Below are 17,804 nucleotides of genomic sequence, written 5' to 3' on the forward strand. Positions count from 1 at the left end.
GGGACCTCCGGCCCCGGCTGGGCCAGGGTTCGAAGGTTACCCAACCGATCCAGTACTTCCCACTGCCAAAGTTTCAAGATACCCACCGCGACGTGGGCCCGGTGCGGCCACGGCGCGGGGCACGGACGGGCTGCGGACCGCGCAGGGTGGCGTTCACCGAGGTCAGCTCGGCCACCACGCGGGCAAGGCGCTCCGACTCGGGCAGTGTGATCCGCTTCGGCGGACGGCTCCCCCGCACGGCTTTCGCGGCCTCTCTCACCGCCGCCGCTAGGGGTTTGATCTCCGATTCATCAACGGGCTCGGCACCGCGGTCGATCGCGACGGCCACCCCGGTGATCGCGTCGGTGAGCCCCTCCAGCCCGACGATCACCGGCCACCAGGCGGCGGCCCGGCGCCCGGCGGCGAACGGCTCGACCAGGGACTGCTGGAACGCGGTGCGCACGTCGGACAGGGCCCGGTAAGTGTCGCGACGCAGCGACGACCGCTCGCCGGTGCGGCCAGAGAGAGTGTGTTCGAGGAAGTCGGCCACGGTGTCGAGCGCGCCCGCCAGACCTTCGCCGACCCGTGGGCGCCGCGCGCCCGGCCAGAGCAGGTAGCCGAAGACGAGCACGATCGCGCACCCCAGCGCGGTGTCGAGCAGACGCGCGGTCACCAGCGTCCAATCACCGGCCGCGGCCAGGTCGAGCTGAACCAGGACCAACGGCGTGACGAACGTGCTGAACATCCCGTAGTTGCGCACCTGGCCCAGCGGCAACCCGGCCGCGACGCAGGCCATCAAGGCCACCAGCACCCAGCCGGCCGGGTCGATCGCCAGCACACCCGCGCCAAGCAACACCCCCGCCGCGGTGCCCAGGCCGCGCAGGACGGCGCGGCCGAACACCGAGCCGAAGTCGGGCTTGAGCACGATCGCCACGGTCAACTCGACCCAATAGGCATGTTCCAGCTCCAGCACCTGTCCGGCGGTGACGGCCAAGCCCATGCACAGCATCAGCCGCATGACCAGCGGCCAGGTGCGGCGACCTACAAGCTCGGCCAGCCGTTCGCGCAGGCAGGCGCGTTCGTCGGCGGGCCGCAGATCACGGTCGTGGTCACCACGACGGAACTCGGCCACGGCGCGGAGGCCCGCGAGCAGCTGGGTCAGGGCCCGCGAGTCGGCGGTCAGGTCCGGCGGGTCCATCAAGGGTTCGCGCACGCGGATGCGATAGGCGGCGTCGAACAGGTAGCGCGCGACCTCGGGCGGCGCCTGCCGCTTGGCGTTGACCAGCGCCACCGCCGCCTCGATCACCGGGGTGGTCTCGTTGAGCAGGACGAACAGGCGGCGGTAGGAGCGATCACGGCCCGCGAGCCGGGACCGGGCGCCGAGCAGGGCGTCGTAGGCGGCGTTGAGGGCCTTGGTCAGGTCACGACGGACGTGCCGGGCGTCCGTGGTCCCGGACGCGGCGAGCATGACGCCGAGTTGCTCATACACCTCGGCCACCGCCGCCCGCTCCAGAGCAGCACCGCGCACCGGCCAGGCCGCGAGCGACAGGAACACCGCGAAGGCCGCACCGACAGCGAAACAGCCGACCGCCAACCAGAAGTCGTTGTCCTGCCCTGAACCCACCACTGCGAACACCAGCAGCTGCAAGCCCGCGAGAGACGCGGTGCTGCCAATCGCACTGATCACCGCAGACACACCCGCGATCGGTACCAACAACCAGGCGCCCTGCCCGCTGAGCAGATTGCCGACCAGATAACCGGAGATACCCGCGAGAGCCGCCCACCCTGTCCGCTGCGCGCGGTACCGGTAAGGGCCCTCGGTATCGGTAAAGACCACGCACAAAGCACCGATCGACACCAAGAGGCCCAATTCGATCCGACCGGCGACCATTCCTATCGCCGCCGGCAGGGCTATCGAGACAGCCGCACGCCCCGCCCGCTTCCATGGCAACGCCACCGGCTGCTGGCTGAGTAGCCCACGCAGCCAGTGCGGCGCGGCAAGGTCGTCCCGTGTGCTCACATGCCGACGTTAAATGCCGATCCCCTCCCGGTCACTGCCCGGGAGGGGATCGGCGGTAGAGCTATCGGGCGCTCAGCCCGTCAGGTTCTGCTCAGGCGGAGCGGCGGCGGTAGCGAACGTAGAGGAGCGCGCCGCCACCGGCGGCCAGCAGGCCGACCGCGATCAGAACCGGGGTCAGGATCGACGCACCGGTGTTGGGCAGGTTGTTGGACGCCTGCGCCACCGGCACGACCGTGGTGGTCGGCGCCGTGGTCGGCGCGACGGTGGTCGTCGGCGGGACCGTGGTGGTCGTGGTCGGCGGGGCCGTGGTGGTCGACGGAGGGGTCACATCCCAGTTGGCCGCGGCCTTGGCGGACACGTCGACCGGCTGGGTGCCCGCGACGATCAGCGGCTGCGCGGGCTTGCCGTCGTCGCCCTTGGCGGTGAACAGGCGGCCGATCTCGACCGGCGGGGCACTGGCCGACACGGTGAACGACGTGGACCCCTTGGCGGTGCCCTTGGCGACCTTGAGGTAGACCTTGCCGCCCTTTTCGATGTTCTTGACGGTCAGCGGCTTGCCATCGGCGTCGACGAAGGTGACGCCCTGCGGCAGCTGGCCCTCCAGCTTGGTGATCGTGCCGTTGGTGGTGACGGTGAACGGACCGATCAGGTCACCCACGGCACCGCTGAGGCTGCTCGGGCTGATCGCCAGCTGAGGCGCCTTGGGCTCGCCGACGCCGGTGTTGGTGCCCTCGCCGATCAGGTAGTCGTAGAGGGCGACGATGTCGGCGTCGGAATCAGCGTGGTTCTCCCGCTTGGTCGGGTGCGCCTCGTCCAGGTTGTAGTTGTCGCTGAAGTGCCAGAGCGCGGCCTGGGTCGCGGCGATGGCCTCGTCCCGCTCGATCCCGTCGTCCGTGGAGACGTACTTGGGGTCGGCCTTCTTCACCGCCTCGTTGATGGCTTCCAGCGAAGTGGTCGGGAAGCCGTGCTGGAGCACCCAGTTGATCTTGCTGGAGTTCTTGTGGAACGGCGAGCCATCGACCGGGTACTTGTCCCAGTCACCCTCGGTGTAGGTGTTCTTGAAGGTGGCGTTGATGTCCGCGCCGACGCAGTAGACCTTGAGGGCCGTGCCGTCGGCGAGCTTCAGGGTGAGCAGGTAGGGCGTGGGGGCCCAGGCGTGGTCGCCCCGGGTCAGCGCCAGAACCGGGCCGGTGTCCTCCTTGGGCGTGCCCCCCACGAGCGTGCCCTTGACAGGCGTGGTGTCCGCGGCCGATGCGGGCAGTGCCGCGATCGTGGCCGCGACCGACGCGACGGCTACCGCCGCGCCCGCACGGGCAAGGTTCCAACGACTCGCCATGACTCTCCTCTGTGGTCCCGACGTCGAGCGCGAAATGTGCGTACGCGGCGCGGAGCCCCCAGCGGCCCGCCGCCACCGACCAGCAGAAAGATCGACTCACCCGTTCGAGCACTACCTGCCACGTCAGCGTGCGCGGACTCTACTAAGAGAGAAAAACCATCCCTCAAGTGGGTTAGGGTTTGAGTCCAAAGTGTTGCAAATTCATGTTTTTCGGGAGCGATCCACTCCGGACAGTAATCGGAAATCCGACGTTGAGTCGATGACAACCGCCCGGTTGGCGCTATCGTCAGCCGCGTGACGGGCTGGCAGGACGAGCCGGAGTGGCTGCGGAAGGACCCCGGGCCTGAACGCGCGGCCCGATTAGTCCCTGTGGCGAGCATCACAATCATTGCCCTGGTGGTGGTCGCCGTCGTCACGATCGCCCTGCTCAACAAGGGTGGCGACACCACGGGCACGCCCTCGGTCGCGGGCGCCACCCCATTACCGACGAGCGGTTCCCCCACCTCCGGCGCGCCGACTACACCGACCGCGCCAGGCACCATCGACAACCCGGGCGCCCATCTGGCCTACCCGGTCCCGGACGGCTGGTCCGCCACGCCGTCGACCAAGGTGGAGATCGACGGCGTCGAGTTCACCGGCGCCGCCGTTTACGGCCGCTACCAGTGCGAAGGCAGCCGCTACACGCGTGCGTTCGTGGTCAGCGCGGCGGTGCAGAAGCCATCGGACGCCGAGCTGACGGCGGAGAAGGCGGCGCGGTCGTTCGCCACGCCGTTCGCCACGAAGTACTACCCCGGCGCCACCGTGGGCGAGCCGACCATGCGCGCCACCCAGGTGGACGGCAAGCAGGCAGTGGTACTGACCGCGCCGGTTCAGCCCAAGCAGCAAAAGCCACAATGTGAAGCGAACTCGGGAGAGATCGCGATCCTGGCCGTCGACCTGGACAACGCGACGCCGACAACACCTCGCGGGTTCGCCCTGTTAGTCGTGAGTTCGGACCTTGGCGGCGGTCCGGCAGAGCCGAAGGCCCTACCAGCCGCCGCCATCGACGCTCTCCTCGACGGCGCCCACGTCAAATAGGCAGGGCCGCGAATAGGCAGCGCCGCTATCCCTGCCAGGCCTCGACGACCTCGGCCAACACGGTGAGCGGGAGCGGGCCGCCGCCGAGGACCAGGTCGTGGAAGGCGCGGATGTCGAAACGGTCGCCAAGGCGGGCCTCCGCCGCCGCGCGCACGCGCTGGATCTCCAGCCTGCCGACCATGTACGAGAGGGCCTGGCCCGGGTAGGCGATGTAGCGGTCGACCTCGTTGCCGATCTCCAGGTCCGACAGCGGGGTGTTGGCCCGCAGGTAGTCGACCGCCTGGGCGCGGCTCCAGCCCTTGGCGTGCAGCCCGGTGTCGACCACGAGCCTGCCCGCGCGCATCGAGTCCAGGCCGAGCATGCCGAAGCGGGACACGTCGTCGGAGTACAGGCCCATCTCCTCGGCGAGCCGCTCGGTGTACAGGCCCCAGCCCTCGGAGTAGGCGTTGACGTCGGCCAGCCTGCGCACCAGCGGCAGCTCGGTCAGCTCCATGGCGATGGTGAGCTGGAAGTGGTGCCCCGGCACGGCCTCGTGGAAGGCGGTGGCCTCGGCCAGGAAGCGATCCCGCTCGTGCGCGCGGTCGGTGTTGGCGAAGTAGACGCCGGAGCGCAGGCCGTCGAGCGATGGCGGCATGTAGTAGGCGGCGGGCGCGCCGGGCGCCTCGGCGGCGGGCACCGGCTCGACCCGGCAGCGCTGGCCGGGCAGCCTGCCGAAGAACCTCGGCGCGGCCTCCTCGGCCCGCTCCACCGCCGCGCGGGCGTGTTCGATCATCTCCTCGGCATCGCGCCAGCGCAGCCGCGGGTCGCTGGTCAGGTGGTGGAAGATCTCCGCCTGGTCGCTGGTGCCGAACACCCGGGAGCCCAGCTCGGCGTACTCGTCGCGGAGGCTCTCGATCACGTCGAGGCCGGTCTGGTGCAGCTCCTCCGGGCTGAGCTCGGTGGTGGTGTGCACCCGGGAGAGCGCGGCGTACGCGGCGTCGCCGCCGGGCAGCGCGCACAGGCCAGGACGGTCCTCGGGGCGGCCGTGCTCGGCGATCTCGTCGACCAGCGCGGCCCGGTAGCCCGCCAGCGCGGGGCGCACGACCTCGGTCACGATCCGGGCGCGTTCCTCGGTGAACGCCGCCACGTCCAGCTCGCCCGCGGGCTGCTGGGCGAGCAGCGGGTCCGCGGCCGGGTCGGTGCCCAGGTAGCGGTCGAGGTGCGCGATCGCGGCGTCCACGCCCCGGCGCACCGGCACCCGGCCCGCGGCCACACCCGCCCGGTGCCGGTCGGCGACCTGCTCCAAGTGTTCGGGTACGGCACGCAGCCGGGTCAGGAACGCGTCCGCGCGGTCGGCGTCCGGCAGCACGATCATGGGCAGGTAGGTGAGCAGCGAGGCGGCGGGGCCGACGAAGATGTCGGTGACCGTGTACTCGGGCATCCGCGCGTCGATCCGGTCGACCAGCGCGCCCGCCTGCTGGGCGATGACCTTGGCGGTGACCACGTCGCCCGTCCCGGCCGCGACCAGGGCGTCGGCCCGGGCCGCGATGTCCACCGCGGCGGCCCGGGTGACCTGCTCGGCCGCCTCGGTGACGTCGGCCAGCCGATCATCGTGGCCGGGCACGCCGAGCAGGGTGGCGCCCAGCGGCTCGGCGGACAGCTGCAGGGTCAGCAGTTCGTCGGCGAGCGACGGCACGCGGTCTTCCCCTGTGGTCATGCCTGCCTCATTCCGGGTCGCGGGTGGACTCTGGCGAGGCTACGCCCAAACCGGGGTGGAACCATGACAGCCATCCACAGCCCGCGAGCCCCGGAGGCCACCAGTGGTCCAACGCCAGCGCACCTTCGCCTTCGAGATCACCGCGAGCAGCAGCGCCTCGGCGACCCGGCTGTTCGCGATGGTCAGCGATGGCAGCCGGTGGGTGGAGTGGGCCCGCCCGGTGATCTCCGACGCGTACCTGGAGCGCGAGGGCGACCCCGCGCCGGGTGGGGTGGGCGCGGTGCGGGTCCTGGTCCGCAAGCCGCTGGTCCTGCGCGAGGAGACCGTGGAGTTCGAGCAGGACCGCAGGCACGTCTACCGCCTGCGGTCTTCTTCACCGGTGAAGGACTACCAGGGCGAGATCCGGTTCATCCCGCGCGACGGCGGCGGTACCGACCTGGTGTGGCGGTGCAGCTTCGTGGAGCGCGTGCCCGGTACCGGTCCGGTGTTCCGCGCCGGTCTGCGCACATTGGTCCAGGACCTGGCCAAGCGGCTGGTCCAGGCCGCCGATCACTGAGTCTCGGCGGCGTACCGCGCCTCCTCGGCCTGCCAGCGCTGCAGCAGGCCGTCGACCTCGCCGAGCAGGAACAGGAAGAACCGCTGGGAGCGCAGCAGGCGCTGCCCGGCCGGGGTGTCCCGGCCGACCGTCTCGGCGCCCTCGGCCGCGGCCTCGGCCCAGAGCACGAGCATCTTGTCCCGCTTGGTGATCGCCTCGAACCAGGCGTCCTGGGACACCGCGTAGTGGTCCCGCCGGTTGCCGGGATCGCGGCCCTTGTTGATCATCCCGACCTGGTCGAGGTAGCGCACCGCCCCGGAGATGGCGGCGGGGCTGACCTGCAGCACCACCGCCAGCTCGGTGGCGGTCAGCTTGCCCGTGTCGGTCGCCATCAGGGCGCTGAACACCCGCGCGGGCATCCTCGGCACTCCCGCCTCGGACATAAGCAGCGCGAACCGCTCCACGTAGTGCGCCACCCGGTCGTCGGCCTCGTCTGGTCTCTGCGCCACCTGCCACCCTTCCGATCTACCTCACAATATTAGCCCGACTAGAACGTTCACAAAATTGTGAAGCAAGAGTACGTTCTGAACCATGACAACCGCAATCTCGGTGTCCGGCCTGGTCAAGACCTTCGGCCGGACCCGTGCGCTGGACGGTCTCGACCTGACGGTGCGGACCGGGGAGGTCCACGGCTTCCTCGGCCCCAACGGGGCGGGCAAGTCCACCACCATCCGGGTGCTGCTCGGGCTGATGCGCGCCGACTCCGGCAGCGCCACCCTGCTCGGCGGCGACCCCTGGCGGGACGCGACGGCACTGCACCGCCGCCTCGCCTACGTGCCCGGCGACGTCTCGCTGTGGCCCACCCTCTCCGGCGGCGAGGTGATCGACCTGCTCGGCAGGCTGCGCGGCGGCCTGGACCAGCGGCGGCGGGCCGACCTGCTGGAACGCTTCGACCTCGACCCACGCAAGAAAGGCCGCACCTACTCCAAGGGCAACCGGCAGAAGGTCGCCCTGGTCGCCGCGCTGGCCTCGGACGTGGAACTGCTGATCATGGACGAGCCCACCTCCGGACTGGACCCGTTGATGGAGTCGGTGTTCCAGGAATGCGTGCGCGAGGAACGCGAGCGCGGGCGGACAGTGCTGCTGTCCAGCCACATCCTCGCCGAGGTGGAGACCCTCTGCGACCGCGTCAGCATCATCCGCACGGGCCGCACGGTGGAGACCGGCACGCTCGCCGAGCTGCGCCACCTGACCCGCACGAGCATTGCGGCCGAACTGGCCGGACCGCCTAATGGGATCACGGACCTGTCTGGCGTGCACGACCTGAAGGTCGAGGGCAACCGGGTGCGCTTCGACGTCGACACGCGTGAACTCGACTCGGCGCTCCGCGCGTTGAGCCAGTCCGGGGTCCGGTCTTTGACCAGCCAGCCGCCGACGCTGGAGGAGCTGTTCCTGCGGCATTACCAGGAAGAGGCGGCGTCGTGATGACCGGTATCACCGGCACCGGTCCACTTGTCCGACTCGCTCTTCGCCGGGACCGGATCATCCTGCCCATCTGGATCGTGCTGCTCGGCGTGATCCCGGGTTCCACGGCCAAGGCGTACGAGCAGCTCTACCCGACGATGGCCGACCGGATCACACTCAATGCGGGTTCGGCGACCAATGCGTCCGCTGCGGTCCTCTATGGCCCTGCCTACGACCTGACGACCACCGGCGGCTGGATTGCCTGGCGCTACGGGTCTTTCCTCGCGTTGTTCGTCGCGCTCATGGCCATCTTCACTGTCACGCGGCACACGCGGGCGGAAGAGGACAGTGGACGGTTGGAGTTGTTGGGCTCCGCCGTAGTAGGTAGGTATGCCGCGCTCACGTCAGGTTTGTTGGTGGCGGGCGGCGCGAGTGTCGCGGTTGGTCTGCTGTCGACCCTGGTGATGCTGGGCAACGGTCTACCGGTGGCGGGATCTGTCACGTTCGGTCTGGGAGCGGCGGCCACCGGTCTGGTGTTCACCGCTATCTCGGGGGTGACAGCGCAGCTGACCGAGTACTCGCGATCCGCCAATGGTTTCGCTACCGCCGCGTTGGGCGTGGCGTTCCTACTGCGCGCGCTCGGCGACTCGACACCGTCAGCGCACTGGGTGTCCTGGTTGTCCCCACTGGCCTGGCCACAGCAGGCAAAGCCGTTCGTGGCGGACAAGTGGTGGGTGTTCCCCATGGCAGTGGTCATTGCCGCCGCCATCGCGACCATCGCCTTCCGACTGGTCCCCCGGCGCGACCTCGGCGCGGGCCTCTTCCCGGCGAAACCCGGACCGGCCGCCGCGCCCGGCTCACTTGCCTCACCGCTGGGACTGGCGTGGCGCCTGCACCGCGGCTCGCTGCTCGGCTGGACCGCGGGCATGGTGGTGCTGGGCGTGGTGTTCGGCTCACTCGCCGACGGCATCGGCGGCCTGGTCGGCGACAGCCAGCAGGTGCGGGACATCCTCGCCCGGATGGGCGGCACGCAGGGCCTGGTCGATGCCTACCTGTCCGCGATCATCGGCCTGTTCGGCATGCTCGCGGGCGTCTACGCGGTGCAGGCCACGCTGCGCATGCGGTCCGAGGAGACCGGTGGTCGTGCCGAGCCCGTACTGGCCACCGGTGTGAGCCGGACCGGCTGGGTGGCCAGTCACCTGGTGTTCACGGTGCTCGGTCCGGCCGTGCTGCTGGCCGTGGCCGGATTGGCCGCGGGCCTGGGCAACGCCATGCACGCGGGCGACCTCGGACACCAACTGGGGCACATGCTCGACGCGGCCGTCGTGGAACTGCCTGCCGTGTGGGTGCTGACAGGCGTGGCCGCGCTGCTGTTCGGGTTGCTGCCGCAGGTGTCCGTGCCCGCGTCGTGGGCGGTGATGGGGGTCTTCCTGGTGATCGCCCTTTACGGGCCGGTGCTCGGGCTCGCGCAGGCCATCCTGGACATCTCGCCGTTCGTGCACGTGCCCAAGCTGCAGGCGGGCACGCCCTTCACGGCCACGCCGCTGTTCTGGCTGACCGGTGTTGCCGCGCTCGGCGTGGCCGCCGGGTTGGCGGGGTTCCGCCGCCGCGACCTGGGGTGATACTGGGGGTGACGGAGGCCCGGGCGACCAGGGGGCGTCCGGGCCTCCTCGGCTAACGGCTTCAGACGCGACCGGAGTCCGCCTCCACCGGCAGTCCAGCCAGCTCCCGGACGATGCGCTGGGCCAGCTCCAGCCCGGCGGCCTGGCCCTCCCGGTAGGGCTCGGCGGTGGCCAGCTCGCGGGCGTCCCGCTCGGCCTCGGCGAGCTTGGCGAGCAGGGCGATGACCTCGACCGTGTCGAGTGGTTCGGACATGGGTTCCTTCTCTCCTGGGTGACCTCCTGCCAGGTACCCCCGAAAGTCGGTCTTGCCCCACCCGGGTCGCCTATTAACCCTTTAGGGACATCTCGCCTATAGTTCGCATGGCTAAGCGTCGGCGATCTCGGGGGGACGGCGGAATGGCGAGCGGACCGGGGGCGGGCTCGCTGCCCCGCGAGGTATGGGTGATCGTCGCCGCGAACTTCGTCATCGCGGTCGGGTTCGGCCTGGTCGCGCCCGCGCTGCCGGGCTTCGCGCGGAGCTTCGACGTCGGCGTGGCGGCGGCGTCCGTGGTGGTCAGCGCGTTCGCGTTCAGCCGACTGGTGTTCGCCCCGCTCAGTGGCAGGCTCGTCACCCGACTCGGTGAGCGCCGGGTGTACCTGATCGGCCTGGGCATCGTCGCGGTCACCACGGGTGGCTGCGCGCTGGCAGGCGCGTACTGGCACCTGGTGGCCCTGCGCGCGGTGGGCGGCATTGGGTCCACGATGTTCACCGTCTCCGGCATCGCGCTGCTGATCCACCTCACCCCGCAGCACCTGCGCGGCCGCGCGTCCGGCCTGTGGGGCACCAGCTTCCTGCTTGGCACAGTGGCGGGCCCGCTGGTCGGCGGTGGCCTGGTCAAGATCTCGTTCCGGGCCCCGTTCCTGGTCTACGCGGTGGCCCTGGTGGTCGCGATCGGCCTGGTATGGCTGCTGCTGCGCCGGTCGACATTGATCACCACGACCGGTTCGGACGGGACCGCCGTCGCGCCGCTGCGCGATGCCTTGCGGGACAGCGGCTACCGGGCGGCGCTGGTGTCCAATTTCAGCACCGGCTGGGCCGTGTACGGGGTGCGGGTCTCGCTGGTGCCGCTGTTCGTGACCGAGGTCCTGCACCGCAAACCGGAGTTCGCGGGCACGGCGCTGGCGGTGTTCGCCGCGGGCAATGTGCTGATGCTGCTGGTTTCCGGCCGGTTGTCCGATCGGTGGGGACGCAAACCCCTGATCCTGATGGGATTAGGGGTGTCCTCGGCAGGCACGATCTGGTTCGGTCTGGCCGGGACGGTGCCGGAGTTCCTGGTCGCCACCGTCGTGGCCGGACTGGGCACGGGGTTGCTGACCCCGCCGCAGCAGGCCGCGGTGGCCGATGTCATCGGCACTGCCCGAGGTGGACAGGTGCTGGCGGTGTTTCAGATGGCCGCGGACGTCGGCGCCATCGTGGGGCCGCTGGCCGCGGGCCTGCTGGCCGACCGGCTGACCTTCGGCTGGGCGTTCGCGGTGACCGGCGGGTTGGCGGCGGTAGCGGCGCTGGTGTGGCTGCCCGCGCGGGAAACCCTGCCCGCGCGGCGGGAGCGGTCCCATCCGACCACCCAGGAGAGGGTTGCCTCCGAGGCGCAAAACTAACCGATCGGGGGACATTTGTGCTCACCGCCCGTCGATGGATTGCTCCGTTGGAGCGGATTCCACTCGGCCAGGTGGCCAATGTTCGACGCCCGGCTGCGCTCTGGTGTGTGAAATGAGAGCCTGTGGGGTATCCAGCCAAGCGGGTTGGCAACGGCTGATGCGGAGTGATCCGATGGCTACCGCACTGTGGATAGTGACCGCGGTGCTCGCCGGGGCGTTCATCGTCTGGCGGCTGCGCCGCGCCAACACGACCCTGAATACGATCCTCCGCGAGGAACGGGAGCGCACTGGACCGGCGGAGTTCGACGACGAGTTCGAGGAGATCCCCGCGCCGCGCGCCGCGGCCCGGACCGGCGAGCCGCACCGGGCGGGGCGCGAGCGCAGGTCCGACTGAGCGCAGGCTGACCGAGCACAAGAGCCCGAACCGGGCCTGTGGACAACTTCCGGCACGGTACCCGGCCGACCACCTAGCGTGGCCGCCATGGGATTCAACCTGGAGTACACGAGCAAGCGCCACGACATCAGCTACGCCCTGACCGTCACCGCGAACGACGACGGTGACCTGGGCCTCGACCTGGCGGGACACGACCATACGGGCACCCTCGTCGCGGAGGGGGCGCTGAGCCTGCCACCCGGCGGGGCCGCCGAGACCGCCCGGCTGCTGCGCGAGGCCCTGGACGCGATCTCGCACTTCGAGGGCAGGCGGGCGCGCAGGTTCACCGGCAACGCCAACCAACGCTGGACCGCCGAGCAGGACGGCGCGCTGCGCGAGGCGTGGCTGGCCCGACCGGCGAGCGCCCCGGCAGGCGAGGTCATCCGCGCGCTGGCAGGCGAACGACTGCGCAGCCCGGCCGCCATCCGGGCCCGACTACCGCGCGTGGGTTGCGATCCGGACGTGGCGGGCAGGCTGCTCACCGCGGCGACGGCCGAGCTGGTGGGCGGTGATGCGGTGATCGCCTCCTGATCGTTTGCCCGTCGCGTCCGTACCCACGGGCGCGGCGGGATCCGGCTCGCCCGCCGAGAATATTACTAATACTGTGACGGATTCCCGCGCACACCGGCCGCCACTCGCGCTTTCCTCGTGTGCTCCAATGAATTCCCAGTTCACCGGAGGAGAATGGGAAATACTTGACGACCACGAAAGTGGTCCACCACAACTGAAAACCTGGGCCAACCGCGTGATTGACGGGGCACGGCCAATCTTCCTATGGTCTGGACCATATTGTCCGACTTGCCGGGAGGGCCCATGCGCCGGACCTTACGCACGGTCGCGATCATTAGCGCGCTGCTGACGGCGGCGGCCACCTTCACCATTCCGTCGGCGGCCGCGCCCGTGACGGCGGCAGCGAACGCGTTGCCAGGGGTGGAGCGGCTGTTGCCGCGCCCGGTATCCGGGACCACCAGCGGTCGGACACCGTTCACGCTCGCCGAGGACGCGCGCGTGATCGCCCGCGGTGCCGCCCGCCCGGTCGCCGACTACCTGGCCGCGCTGCTGCGTCCGGCCACCGGCTACCGACTGCCGGTCAGCTCGCACCCGCCGCGGCGCGGTGACATCGTGCTCGACCTCGGCCCCGGCAAGGCACCTGCCGGGCACGCGGACGAGGGGTACCGGTTGGTCACCGACGGGGACCGGGCCACGATCTCCGCCGACACGCCCGCGGGACTGTTCCTCGGCGTGCAGACGCTGCGCCAGCTGCTGCCCGCCTGGGTGGAGAGTCCCACCCGGGTAGACGGTCCGTGGCGGGTCCAGGCGGTGACGGTCGCCGACTACCCGAGGTTCGCCTACCGCGGCGTCATGCTGGACGTCGCGCGCAGCTACCTGACCGTGCCCGAGATCGAGCGGTACCTGGACGACGCGGTGCGGTTCAAGATCAACATCTTGCACCTGCACCTGACCGACGACCAGGCCTGGCGACTGGCCATCGACCAGCCCGCGGCGAACCCGTCCGGGCTGGACTACGGCGCGCTCATCCGGGTCGGCTCGCTCGGCGGTTCCGACCAGCTCGGCAACGGCACCCCGCTGGGCACCGGTCCGGCGATCCGCGGCTACTACACCCAGGGCGACTACGCGGACATCGTGGCCTACGCGAAGTCCCGGTTCGTCACGGTGGTGCCGGAGATCGACACGCCCGGCCACACCAACGCCGCGCTGGCCTCGATCCCGCGGTTGAACCCGGACGGCGTCGCCAAGCCGATGAACAACACGGCGAACGTCGGGTACTCGACGCTGGACACCACCTCCCCGGTGACCTACGAGTTCCTGCGCACCGTGCTGACCCAGGTCGCCGCCCTGACCCCGGGCCCATACCTGCACATCGGCGGCGACGAGGCCGCGGCCACCGGGCACCAGAACTACGTGGACTACGTGCAGCGGGTGCTGCCGCTGGTGGCCGAGCTGGGCAAGACCCCGATGGGCTGGAACGAGATCGCGGCCGCCGACCTGCCGCCGGGCGCGGTCGTGCAGTTCTGGCGCGCCGCCTCGCTGGAACAGGTCCTGCACCAGGTCTCCCGCGGTGCCAAGGTCGTGATGTCCCCGGCAGGCACCTCGTACCTCGACCAGAAGTACGATGCGGCCACGCCCATCGGCCTCAACTGGGCCTGCCGCGACGCCTGCGACTTCGACCGCTACTACGACTGGGAGCCGGTCCGCGACGGCCTCGCCGAGTCGGACGTCCTGGGTGTCTGCGGTCCACTGTGGTCGGAGACGATCCGCGGCCTGTCCCAGGCCCAGTGGCTGACCTACCCGCGCCTGGTCTCGCTCGCCGAGATCGCCTGGAGCCCGCGCGCGGCCAAGAACCTGGCCGACTTCACCGACAGGCTGGCCCACCTGGGCAGCAGGCTGACCATCGCGGGCGTCAATTTCCGCCCGAGCCCGGCCGTGCACTGGACCACGGAGATCACCGCCCGGTCCGGGCGCGCCCGCGTGCTCAAGGGTGAGATCGGCACCTTCACCGCCCCGTCCGCCACTACCCCCACCGCCCGAATCGACTTCGGCGACGGCACCACCGCCACCGGGACGGTCGCGGCCGACCGGCTCGCGGGTCCACTCAACGCACCCGGTCTGTGGCGGATCACGACTCCCGAACACCGCTACGCCCATTCGGGCACCTATCGGGGCACGGTCACGGTGACAACCCCGACCGGCGACACCTCAACGGATTTCACCGTCCACGTCGACAAACACTGACTGTGACAGCCCCCGCCGCCCGGCGGGGGCTGTTCAAGATCGCCTAACGACGTCGGTACGGCCAGGAGTCGGACGAGGCGTCGCCCAACTTCCGCTCCAACCGCGCCACGTCCTTCACTCGTTGCTGGGCACGGTAGATCTCCAGCGACTCGCGCCATGCCGCGATCGCCTCAGCCGTCCTTCCCAGTTCGCACAGTGTGTTTCCGAGACGGTCCGCCGTGTCGGGTACGTGCAGCAGGTCGTCCAGGTCCCGGTATTGGGCAAGGGCATCGCGGTAGCGGGTGAGTGCCTCGTCCCAGCGGGCTCGGTGGTGCGCGATGTAGCCGAGGGTGTCGAGCGCGTCCGCCGCGCAGGGCGGGTACCGATTGCCGTTGACCTTCAGGGCCAGGCGGCAGTGGACATCGGCCAGGGCGAAGTCGCCGCGACGGGCCAGGCACCACCCGATCGCGGAGTACGTGTCGGCCTTCCACACCGGATCATCCACCGCCTCGAAGTGCGCGAGCGCGTCGACGGCGTGCTTCAGCGCGGAATCGACGTCATCGCGCAGCTCGTGGAACACGGAGATCATCCGGTGGGTGTGCCCCTGGGCCACCTCGTCGCCGATCTTCGCGGCCAAGTCGAGAGCCAGCTCAAGGTGTTCCCCCGCCTCATCCATGTCACCGACCCGCAGGTGGGCGTCGCCGAGGTAGCGGTGAATGAGGGCGCGCGCGGCGGGTGCGGCAGTGTCGCCGACGCCCGCCAGGGTGACTGTCCATTGGAGAAGGTTCTCGACGACCATGCCGCTCCTGTTGTGGAACGCGTTCAACGCCACGGCCACCTGCCAGAGCGCGTCGAGCCGGACGCAGGGTGCCGCATACATCTCCACTGTCCACAAGCACCGCTGCTCATCCGCGAACCAGGCCAGTACCACGGTGTGCGACTCGAACCGCCCCGGGCGCACCCCGGCAACCAGCCGACCCGGGTCGACGGCCACGCCGAATGGTTCCAGCAGGCGGTACCCGGCCAGGGCGGTGTGCACGTAGAAGTCGAGCACCCGGCGCATCGCGGGCTGCCACTCCGGCATGGTGATCTCCGCAGTGCCCCGCTCACGAGCGAAGTCGAAGACCAGGTCGTGCATCCGATACCGGTCTCCGCGCGTGCGGGTCAGCAGAGAGGAACGCACCAGCCCACCGAGCGCGACCCGAGCGTCGTGGTCGCTCGCCCCGAGCAGAGCGGCCACCGCCGAGAGGCTGACCTCGGAGCTGGACAGGAGGCCGAGCAGGCCGAACAACCGGGCCTGGTCGGGAGCGAGCGCGCGGTAGGACAGGTCGAGCACCGCGTTCATGCCGGTATCGCGAAGCTCGTCGGCCAACTCCGCCAACCGCAGCTGCGGCTCGCTCACGGCACGCCCCGCCACCACGCTCAACGCCAGCGGGAATCCACCACAAGTCTCCGCCAACCGCCGCGCGGCGTCCGGCTCGGCCGTCACCCGGCGGGAACCCACACGCATGTTGAGCAATGCATCGGATTCGTCGTCGGACAGGACGTCCAACAACACCGGCCGCGCACCGCAGGTACTGACCAGTTCACCTAACGCTAATCGGCTAGTGATGAGTACCGCGCAGCTGTCCGAGCCAGGTAGCAGCGGTAGGACCTGGTCTACGGAGGCAGCGTTGTCCAACACCACCAGCACACGCCGGTCCGCGAGCAAGCTCCGGTACAGGGGAGCCTGCGCGTGATCCTCCCCCGGCAGGAACGCGGGCGACACGCCCAGCGCGGTCAGGAACCCGCGCAGGGCGACCGCGACATCCATGGGTTTGCCCCGCGCGTCGAACCCGAGCAGGTCGACGTGTAGCTGCCCGTCCGGGAACCGGTCGACGTTCCGGTGCGCCCACCGGGCCGCAAGCCAGCTCTTGCCGATTCCCCCGGCCCCGCTCACCACCGCGATCGGCATGGCACCCGCGGTCTCGGCCAGAGCCTGGTCCAGCGCGGCCAGCTCGTTCTCGCGCCCATGGAACGGATTGGGCGGCAGGGGCAGCTGCCGGGGCCGCGCCCACCCGCCGGGCAGGTGCACGTGCACCGAGTCCGCCTGCACCACCGACCCGACGACCACCCCGTCGACCCGGTTCCCGGCGTCCACCACCGCCCCACTGTCCACGGTGTGGGCGTGGTTGTCGAACCCCACCCCGGGGTCCTACCGTGGGTGACCGTGGTCACCCAGAGTCTGCCGCTGCTGGACCTCACCCGGTTCCGCACCGACCGCGCCCGGTTCCTGACCGATCTCCGCCACGCGGCCCACGAGATCGGCTTCTTCTATGTGACCGGCCACGGCGTCCCGGAATCGCTGATGTCGGAGATGTTCACCGCCGCCCGCCGTTTCTTCGCCCTCCCCCTGGCCGACCGGCTCGCCATCGAGAACATCCACTCCCCCCAATTCCGCGGCTACACCCGAACCGGCCAGGAACACACCGGCGGCACCCCCGACTGGCGCGAACAACTGGACGTCGGACCCGAACGCGTCCCCGTCCAGACCGGCCCCGATGACCCGGTCTGGCTACGCCTCATCGGCCCCAACCAGTGGCCTGCCGCCTTCCCGGACCTCCGCGCGACCACCCTCGCCTGGCAGGCCGAACTACTCCGCACCAGCCTCGAAATCCTCCGCGCCCTGGCCGCGTCCCTGAACCAACCCGAAACCTATTTCAACGAATGGTTCGACGACGAAGCCGCCCATCACTTGAAAATAGTCCACTACCCCGGCACAGCAGACTCCCTCCAAGGCGTCGGCGCGCACAAGGACTACGGCTACCTCGCCCTGCTCCAACAGGACACCATCGGCGGCCTCCAGGTCCAATCCCCCACCGGCACCTGGATCGACGCCACTCCCATCCCGGGCACCTTCGTGGTGAACATCGGCGAAATGCTCGAAATAGCCACCAACGGCTACCTCACCGCCACCCCCCACCGCGTCCAGACCCCGCCCCCGGGCACCGACCGAATCTCCATCCCGTTCTTCCTCTCCCCCCGCCTCGACGCGGTCATCACCCCACTCCACCTACCGGAGGAACTGGCCACCCACGCCAGAGGCATCACCCAGGACGAAGCCAACCCACTCCTCGCCACCTACGGCGAAAACGCCCTCATCGGCTGGCTCCGCTCCCACCCACCCGTAGCCCGACGCTGGTGGCCCGACCTCACGAACACCAGCTGACTCGGCTTCGAGTCGGGCGGCCTGCCCGCGGACGTGCGCGGATGCCGCGCCGTTCGTGTTCAT

At 70.2% G+C, this 17,804-nt stretch carries 15 protein-coding genes; 9 read left to right on the top strand and 6 right to left on the bottom strand.

All coding sequences use genetic code 11. The annotated features are described in order from the left end of the window. Positions 1-73: 73 nt before the first annotated feature. Together C503_RS39650 and C503_RS0116825 are read right to left on the bottom strand one after the other, a co-directional pair. Positions 74-1,999 (bottom strand): FUSC family protein, encoded by a 1,926-nt coding sequence (locus C503_RS39650; protein ID WP_063710806.1) that lies wholly within the window; start codon positions 1,997-1,999, stop codon positions 74-76. Between the two features lie 91 nt (positions 2,000-2,090). Continuing rightward, positions 2,091-3,335: a thioester domain-containing protein gene (locus C503_RS0116825; protein WP_018683385.1), complete on the bottom strand. Its 1,245-nt coding sequence runs from the start codon at positions 3,333-3,335 to the stop codon at positions 2,091-2,093. 294 nt (positions 3,336-3,629) lie between these two features. Here C503_RS0116825 and C503_RS0116830 point away from each other — a divergent pair, with 294 nt between their 5' ends. Then, complete coding sequence (locus C503_RS0116830; RefSeq protein WP_156893275.1) at positions 3,630-4,412, top strand: DUF8017 domain-containing protein; 783 nt, start codon at positions 3,630-3,632, stop codon at positions 4,410-4,412. 25 nt (positions 4,413-4,437) lie between these two features. Here the strand turns inward: C503_RS0116830 and C503_RS0116835 are convergent, their stop codons facing one another. Beyond that, a complete protein-coding gene (locus tag C503_RS0116835) occupies positions 4,438-6,108 on the bottom strand; it encodes a DUF885 domain-containing protein (RefSeq protein ID WP_018683387.1) in 1,671 nt (556 codons plus the stop codon). A gap of 103 nt (positions 6,109-6,211) precedes the next feature. Between C503_RS0116835 and C503_RS0116840 the strand changes: the two genes are divergently transcribed. Further along, the gene (locus tag C503_RS0116840) at positions 6,212-6,664 is read left to right on the top strand and encodes an SRPBCC family protein (protein WP_018683388.1); all 453 of its coding nucleotides are present in this window, start codon (positions 6,212-6,214) and stop codon (positions 6,662-6,664) included. Here the strand turns inward: C503_RS0116840 and C503_RS0116845 are convergent. Further along, positions 6,658-7,152 (bottom strand): GbsR/MarR family transcriptional regulator, encoded by a 495-nt coding sequence (locus C503_RS0116845; protein WP_018683389.1) that lies wholly within the window; start codon positions 7,150-7,152, stop codon positions 6,658-6,660. The genes C503_RS0116840 and C503_RS0116845 overlap by 7 nt on opposite strands. A gap of 82 nt (positions 7,153-7,234) precedes the next feature. On the opposite strand from C503_RS0116845, the gene C503_RS0116850 reads away from it, so the two are divergent. Continuing rightward, on the top strand, positions 7,235-8,128 hold the full coding sequence (locus tag C503_RS0116850; RefSeq protein ID WP_018683390.1) for an ABC transporter ATP-binding protein: 894 nt from the start codon (positions 7,235-7,237) through the stop codon (positions 8,126-8,128). Beyond that, positions 8,128-9,729 carry an ABC transporter permease gene (locus tag C503_RS0116855; protein ID WP_018683391.1) on the top strand — a complete coding sequence of 534 codons (1,602 nt, stop codon included), beginning with the start codon at positions 8,128-8,130 and terminating at the stop codon, positions 9,727-9,729. The genes C503_RS0116850 and C503_RS0116855 overlap by 1 nt, the downstream gene beginning before the upstream one ends. Positions 9,730-9,790: 61 nt before the next feature. Here the strand turns inward: C503_RS0116855 and C503_RS0116860 are convergent, their stop codons facing one another. Beyond that, positions 9,791-9,982: a hypothetical protein gene (locus C503_RS0116860; protein WP_018683392.1), complete on the bottom strand. Its 192-nt coding sequence runs from the start codon at positions 9,980-9,982 to the stop codon at positions 9,791-9,793. 143 nt (positions 9,983-10,125) lie between these two features. Between C503_RS0116860 and C503_RS0116865 the strand changes: the two genes are divergently transcribed. The 4 genes from C503_RS0116865 (at position 10,126) to C503_RS39660 (ending at position 14,554) form a co-directional block, all read left to right on the top strand. Further along, positions 10,126-11,367 (top strand): MFS transporter, encoded by a 1,242-nt coding sequence (locus C503_RS0116865; RefSeq protein ID WP_018683393.1) that lies wholly within the window; start codon positions 10,126-10,128, stop codon positions 11,365-11,367. A gap of 172 nt (positions 11,368-11,539) precedes the next feature. Then, complete coding sequence (locus tag C503_RS0116870; RefSeq protein WP_156893276.1) at positions 11,540-11,761, top strand: hypothetical protein; 222 nt, start codon at positions 11,540-11,542, stop codon at positions 11,759-11,761. Between the two features lie 87 nt (positions 11,762-11,848). Next, the gene (locus C503_RS39655; RefSeq protein WP_156893277.1) at positions 11,849-12,331 is read left to right on the top strand and encodes a hypothetical protein; all 483 of its coding nucleotides are present in this window, start codon (positions 11,849-11,851) and stop codon (positions 12,329-12,331) included. 282 nt (positions 12,332-12,613) lie between these two features. Further along, positions 12,614-14,554 carry a beta-N-acetylhexosaminidase gene (locus C503_RS39660; protein WP_018683396.1) on the top strand — a complete coding sequence of 647 codons (1,941 nt, stop codon included), beginning with the start codon at positions 12,614-12,616 and terminating at the stop codon, positions 14,552-14,554. Between the two features lie 43 nt (positions 14,555-14,597). On the opposite strand, the gene C503_RS39665 is transcribed toward C503_RS39660, so the two are convergent. Then, positions 14,598-16,718, bottom strand: a complete 2,121-nt coding sequence (locus C503_RS39665) for a tetratricopeptide repeat protein (protein ID WP_018683397.1) — start codon at positions 16,716-16,718, stop codon at positions 14,598-14,600. 24 nt (positions 16,719-16,742) lie between these two features. Here C503_RS39665 and C503_RS0116890 point away from each other — a divergent pair, with 24 nt between their 5' ends. Next, positions 16,743-17,741, top strand: coding sequence for an isopenicillin N synthase family dioxygenase (locus C503_RS0116890; RefSeq protein WP_245572503.1), 999 nt, complete (start codon positions 16,743-16,745; stop codon positions 17,739-17,741). The last annotated feature ends 63 nt before the right edge of the window (positions 17,742-17,804 follow it).

The organism is Actinokineospora enzanensis DSM 44649, from assembly GCF_000374445.1.
GTDB classification, from domain to species: Bacteria; Actinomycetota; Actinomycetes; order Mycobacteriales; family Pseudonocardiaceae; genus Actinokineospora; species Actinokineospora enzanensis.